This window comes from Microcystis sp. BLCC-F209, assembly GCF_041928595.1.
In the GTDB taxonomy this organism is placed as follows: domain Bacteria; phylum Cyanobacteriota; class Cyanobacteriia; order Cyanobacteriales; family Microcystaceae; genus Microcystis.
The window spans coordinates 1-2,843 of the sequence record NZ_JBHFLL010000344.1; the positions used below are offsets into that span (position 1 = coordinate 1).

At 46.4% G+C, this 2,843-nt stretch carries 1 protein-coding gene and 1 pseudogene; both read right to left on the reverse strand.

Annotation, left to right across the window (positions count from 1 at the left end; all coding sequences use genetic code 11):
• Nucleotides 1-141: 141 nt before the first annotated feature.
• A pseudogene (locus ACE1AQ_RS23030) lies at nt 142-2,340 on the reverse strand (DUF1156 domain-containing protein); the annotation flags it as partial.
• A gap of 74 nt (nt 2,341-2,414) precedes the next feature.
• The coding region (locus ACE1AQ_RS23035) for a GxxExxY protein (RefSeq protein ID WP_374809292.1) at nt 2,415-2,843 on the reverse strand (429 nt) is incomplete at its 5' end.

The window sequence follows — 2,843 nt, forward strand, 5'->3', positions numbered from 1 at the left end:
AAATCCTTATCTGGCAAGGGACTTAATTGATTAGCTCGTTCTAGATTGAAAACAATTGGCAAAAATCGCAGCCATGTCTTTCTATATAAGGGTTTCACCCCTTATAACTCCCGTCCATTGCATAACACAAACCGAAGAACCTAAAATTGTTTCCCAACCTGTAGAGGAGACACTTTGATCATTATCAGTTTCGGTTTGTTTGAGAGCGTAGTAAACCGTAACGGGATAATCGTGATGGTTGATTTTATTGGCACGCTGAAAAACTTTAATTAAGCTTTCTTCAAAAAATTGTTTTGCCTTCTCCTTGCTTCCATGTCGAAAGTGATCGGCAACCATTTCTTGAGTTTTAGGAACTAATAACGTATTAAAAATTTCTGGATAAATTGAACCTATAGACCGACGCAGCCAAACATAAAAGAAATCAGATAAGTCTGCATAGGGTACGGCATCGTAATAAGGGGGGTCTGAGGAAATCAATTTAGCTATTGAATCATTTTTATGATTTTTAGTAGCATCGAGTTGAATAACTTGTCCTGGGGCGGAACAAGAGGATTTTTCGACAACCTTCCAAACCCAATCTATACAAGCCATCCAATTACCCGTTGAATCACTAAACGGACAACATTCAGCGTAATCCCATACCATTGGTATTGCCTGACGACCGAAGGTATTTCGCATCTTTTCTCCCGAAGAGTGCCAACTACAAATACCTGACCAATAGTCCGCAGCCTTATCCACCGCAAAAGCCAAATAAGTCGCCACCGCATCCGCATAAGCCGTCGCACCTATTCCCCCATCATTAAGAGGTAAATCATCATCAGGGATTCCTGCGGCTACTGCATCAGCTTTAATCTTTTCTCTAGTTTCACTTACTAAATCGCTAAAAGTGGTGAGGGCGACGAGTTGACGGGGAGTGAATAAATCGGCGTGTTTGGTCATGCCATAGCGAGGGGCTGCCATATATTGAGAATGTGTTGAAAGCTCCGTTTCAGGTTTCCATTCAGGCTGTGCTTTTTTAGCGATATATTCCTGTTCCTCATCAGGAGAAAGATAAACCCTTCCCCCTTGTCCTTCAGCGACAATAGCCATTAACTGAGCATCCATCCGGCCTGCCTTACCTTCCCTACGGATATGATCCAAGAGAACAGGAGTATTACAAGCGATACAAACTGCACCCTTGCGGTTTACCGTCCCATCTGGGGCCGTACCCTTACCCGTCCTCACCTCAAAGCGGATTTTTGGTGACACCCCAGAGACACCAAAATCATCCCCCTTTGTGTCCTCTGTGCCTTTGTGGTTAAAATCCCCCTCAGTCTTCACCTCAAAGCGGATTTTGGGTGACACCCCAGAGACACCAAAATCATCCCCCTTTGTGTCCTCTGTGCCTTTGTGGTTAAAATCCCCCTCAGTGCCTTTGTGGTTAAAATCCCCCACAATAGGCTCAACCCAAGCCTCCTTCCCCTTCTTCGTGGAAAGCTGAAAACTGCGGACCAAAGGCATCTGACAGCCACAGGCCGGATTAGGACACTTCACCGTCCTGGCCCAAAGCCAAGCAATCACCTTAGTGTCCTTTGTGCCTTTGTGGTTGGTTTCCACCATCGGATAAAGATAGCCAATCCTTTTAAAAGCCTCATCCCGCATCCACTGACCGTAATAGCGCACATCTGCGGCCAATCCCTGGGCCCCTTCCCAGGAAGAAATCTTTTGTTTTTGGCGAGAATCGGGATTAACCGGCGGTTTATCCTTAAACTTGGGCGGAATCTCGATCAAAGCCTTAGTAATCAACACCGCCACCGGATTGAGGTCACTACCGTGGGCCTGCAAACCCAAGCGCTGGGCCTCCAAAGGAATGGAACCACCACCACAAAACGGGTCATAGGCGGGGGGGGCATATTTAGCGATATAATCCCGTATAGCATCAGGTTTAGTGGGGGGTTCTTCCCCACGTTCCCAAGCTAAACAGCGCGCAATTTCTCGCTGTGCTTCTAGCAATACTCCTGAGTTAGGCTGGTTAATCTCATCCCAAGATACCAACCCTCTAACCACCTGCTTAGTGTTGCCTTTCTTGTCCTTTTCAAGCTCAATCCTACCCAAAATATCAAACAATCGCTGCCGTTCCCGATTCTGTGCTTCTTCCGTGGGAAACTTCTCTGGCCAACTGGAAGGATCATCCACCAAAGAAGCCCATAAAACCGCCCGACAAGCCGCTAAAGGTCGCCTGGCCCACCAAAGATGTAGAGTAGAGGGATGTCCATGGCGAATCGACTTTTCCCGCGCCGATTCGACGTTAATCGCTTCTAGGGGTAGGGCCACTTCAATGAGTTTTTTACGGTAGGTCATGGGAGATAAAAGAACCACAAAGGCACAAAGGACACGAAGATTGAGGAACCACAAAGGCACAAAGGACACAAAGATTAATTGTTGACAAGGCGTTTGATGCCTTGTTTGAGAACGGGAACGTTAAAATTAATCAGTAATCCTAGCCAAAGCCGACGTAATTTGAGATAGGTTAACAACTGGGCCTCGTGAATGGGGGTAAGTTGTTCAACAGTTTTCAGTTCGACAATAACCAGATTTTCCACCAATAGATCGAGACGATAACCACAATCAAGTTTAACACCGCGATAAATCACTGATTGAGGAACTTGACGCTCCACCGCTATCCCCCTATCCAATAACTCGTACTCTAAACAGGCCTCATAGGCCGACTCCAATAGTCCTGGACCCAACTCCCGATGAACAGCGATCGCCGCCCCAATAATCTCCTTAGATAAATCATTAGCCCTCTCATCCATAACCTTAGTGTCCTTCGTGCCTTTGTGGTTAATCCCCTTCGTGTCCTT